Origin of the sequence: Novosphingobium sp. ST904, from assembly GCF_001298105.1 — a bacterium.
In the GTDB taxonomy this organism is placed as follows: Bacteria; Pseudomonadota; Alphaproteobacteria; order Sphingomonadales; family Sphingomonadaceae; genus Novosphingobium.
This window is the reverse complement of record NZ_LGJH01000053.1, coordinates 1-3,303: the sequence shown is the minus strand read 5'-3', so window position 1 is coordinate 3,303 and position 3,303 is coordinate 1. Positions and strand designations below refer to the sequence as shown.

General features: G+C 63.1%; 3 protein-coding genes and 1 pseudogene. All 4 read right to left on the bottom strand.

All coding sequences use genetic code 11. The features are described from left to right. Positions 1 to 134: 134 nt before the first annotated feature. The 4 genes and pseudogenes from ADT71_RS00455 to ADT71_RS00440 all read right to left on the bottom strand — a co-directional run bounded on the left by ADT71_RS00455 (position 135) and on the right by ADT71_RS00440 (position 3,129). On the bottom strand, positions 135 to 728 hold the full coding sequence (locus tag ADT71_RS00455) for a plasmid pRiA4b ORF-3 family protein (protein WP_231635447.1): 594 nt from the start codon (positions 726 to 728) through the stop codon (positions 135 to 137). Further along, complete coding sequence (locus ADT71_RS29820) at positions 725 to 2,317, bottom strand: IS66 family transposase (protein WP_082370044.1); 1,593 nt, start codon at positions 2,315 to 2,317, stop codon at positions 725 to 727. The genes ADT71_RS00455 and ADT71_RS29820 overlap by 4 nt, the downstream gene beginning before the upstream one ends. A gap of 67 nt (positions 2,318 to 2,384) precedes the next feature. Further along, positions 2,385 to 2,740: pseudogene (tnpB, locus tag ADT71_RS00445) on the bottom strand (IS66 family insertion sequence element accessory protein TnpB). After that, a complete protein-coding gene (locus tag ADT71_RS00440) occupies positions 2,737 to 3,129 on the bottom strand; it encodes a transposase (protein WP_165913393.1) in 393 nt (130 codons plus the stop codon). Before ADT71_RS00440 ends, tnpB begins: the two are co-directional and overlap by 4 nt. Positions 3,130 to 3,303 lie beyond the last annotated feature (174 nt).

Below are 3,303 nucleotides of genomic sequence, written 5' to 3'. Positions count from 1 at the left end.
TCATCGGTTCGATCAGCTGCTGCTATTGTCTCCACGCGCTTCCGATCGCCGGATGGCTCGTGATACTCTTTGGTGCTCTTCCGGTTACCGCAAGGCTGTGTAAGTGCCGACGGAAGGCGGCGTTGACATAGGGGTTATTTGGCCTTCCGCGGGCGCGGCGCCCATTTCTTGGCGAGTGCCGCGAAGCGATCCTGGATCAGATCGATGTTGGGCTGGACATGTGGATCATGGTCTTCACCCAGGATTTCCAGCGCCTGCTCGTGATATTCATGCGCCGGGTCTGCCAGGGCCCCCAGAGTTTCGGCATACCCCCAAGGTCCGCCTGAGTCTTCGGGCGGCCGCATGCCGGTGGCTTCGAGCAGCCGGGGATAACTGTATTGCGGATTGGCGGGAGCGATGCCTTCGATCCTGACGCTGTGATCCCAGGCATCTCCAAAGTCGTAGAGATATTGGAAGGTCTTGCCTCGCATTCCGTCCAGAGCCTCGGCCAAAGTGGCCTTGCGGGCATCGAGAGGGCCGTCGAAGCCGTACTCAGGGTCAGGGATGCCGAAGCCCGTGCGACCGAACGTCAGCTCCCACAGGTGACTGTCAGTCCATGACAGCGCATCCTGGAAGACGGTGTGCAAGCGATCGAGCCTGATGCCCAGCGGTACTTCGATTATGCGGCTCACGGTCGGTGTCACGTTATCCAACGTGATCGTGATCCGCATGACGAAGGCGTTGCTCAAGCAGCGTGCTCCAGGTTCTGGATCTCTCTCGCTGCCTGCCAATGCCATGGAAGCAGTTCGTCGATCCGGTTGATCGGGTGGTCGCCAATACGCGCGATGACGTCCGTGAACCAGGCCTCGGGCTCGACGCCATTCAGACGGCATGTCTCGGCCAGCGAGAAGAACAGCGCCGAGGCCTCGCCGCCCTTGATCGAGCCCACGAACAACCAGTTTCGCCGTCCCAGGGCCACCCCGCGCAGGGCATTCTCGACCAGATTGTTACTGATCTCGAGCAAGCCATCGTCGCAATAACGGATCATCGCCGCCCATCGGTTGAGCGGATAGCGGCATGCCTTCGCCAGGGTGCTGTCTGCGGACAGGCCCTGCTGCTGCGCCTCAAGCCATGGCCGCAATGCCGCCAGCTTCGGGCGGGCCAGTTCCTGGCGCACTCGCCGCCGCTCATCTGGCGGCGCGCCTTTTATCTCCCGCTCGATGGCGAAGAGCTCGCCGATCCGAACGACCGCTTCTGCCGCGATTGGCGAAGGGTTCTTTTCCAGCACGTCAGTGAACTTGCGCCGGGCGTGCGCCCAGCATCCTACTTCGGTCACGCCGCGCGGCGCCTTCGTTTTCGGATCGCGATAGAGCACGTTGTAGCCAGCGTATCCGTCAGCCTGAAGATAGCCGCGATATCCGGCAAGGTGTGCAGCCGCATGTTCACCGCCACGCCCGGTGGCGAAGCGGAAGGCGACCGCCGGCGGGCTCATGTCACCGCTGGAGCGCCCATCGTGCAGATAGACCCAGAAGTATCCGGTGGAACTGCCATCCTCGCAGCCGAGCACGGTGACCGGCGTTTCGTCGCCATGTATTTTGGGCGCCTCGAGGATGTAGGAGAATATCCGCTCACCGATCGGGGCCATCAGCCAGGCCAGCTTGCGCGCCCAGCGCCCCATGACGTCGCGGTCGATGTTCACGCCCTGGCGGCGCAGGATTACCGACTGGCGGTTCCAGGGTTGATGATCGACGAAGCGGCTGACTACCAGATGCGCCAGCAAGGCGCTGCTCGCCATGACCCTGGGCAGCGGGAGATCGACCACAGGTGCCTGGCGGATCTGCTCGCACGTGCGGCAGGCTACGCGAGGACGAACGTGGCGCAGCACGCGGAAGCGGGCCGGGATATAGTCGAGAACCTCGGTAACGTCCTCGCTGATCGTCGTGTCGGCGCCGCATCCGTTGCTGCACGGGCCAGGGTGGTGCTCAGTGGTCTGACGCGGCACGTGTGGGGGGATCGGAGCTCGGGTTCCCGGCTTGCGCGCCGACCGGGGCTTTGCCGCCGCAGGCGCATCGTCGTTGGCAGCCTGGGGCGCATCGGCTTCATCGAACATCAGGCGCAGCTGCGCGATGTTCATCTTCTCGGAGCTGCTACCGAACCGGACGCGCAGCAGCCCCGTCACGCGATATTCCAGTTTCTCGATCGTGAGGTTCTGGACTTTGATGGTGGCCTGCGCGGCCTTCAGTTCGGCCTGTTCCTGCTCCATGACCTCGGCCAGCTCCCGCAGCATTTTCTGCAGGAGAACCGGGTCGGTGGGAAGGCGATCAAGGTCGAACCGCATGCCCGCAACGATAGCGGAATCGGGCTGATGTACATAGCAAAAACCGCGCAATTGCGCGGTTTATCGCTCACGCGAGCGTCGGCGTGGACACCTCGTCATGAACAATCGCATGCCTCCAGTCCAGCCCTTCGATCAGCATCGCCAACTGTGCCGCCGACAGCCGCACCGCGCCGTCACCCGAGCGTGGCCATACGAACTTCGAGCGCTCGAGACGTTTGCATAAAGGCAAAGTCCTGACCCGTCCCAGACCAGTCCCTTCAGCCTGTTGCCGCGTTTCCCCCGGAACAAAAACACCGCGCCAGAGAAGGGATCAAGCAGGAGAATGTTGCGCACCTGAGCGGCAAGGCCGTCAAAGCCCTTGCGCATGTCGCACGGTGCCAGCGACAGGTAGATCTTCGCCGACGGCGGTAGCGACAGGCTCACCGAGCAATCTCCCCGACCACGTCGAGGACCAGCTTCAGCGCGGCGCGGTCGACGAGCTCGTCCACGCAAACTGTGAAGCCGCTGCCGCTGACAATCGCGATCTTCCCACCACCGCCCGGCTTGCGCGCCACCTCCGCCTTCGCGAGCTCGACCGGCACGAACCCGGCCATCGCTCCGCGCAGCAGTTGCTTGCGCCAGGTATAAAGCTGGCCGGTACCGATATCGTGCCGCCGTGCGATGACCGCCTGGATCGCACCGGGCTCGGTCGTCTCCTTCAGGATTGCCAGCTTCTCTTCATCGCTCCAACGCCGGCGACGCTCCACTCGTACGACCGCTCCGCCATCACGGCGACCACTCATACGAGCCTCGTTTAACTGCTCCATATCCATTCGCAAGGCCTCCATATGCCTCGCGAACTTCACGCCAAACCTGCTCCGCACAAGGCCGGGTTCCGTCGGCGCTTACAAGGCTGTTAACGTCAGGGGATTCGTATCATACGGGCATCGGACTGGCGTTCTCTATCGCTGCCGGCGTGATCCTTCGGTCGCTGGCAAAAGGCCATG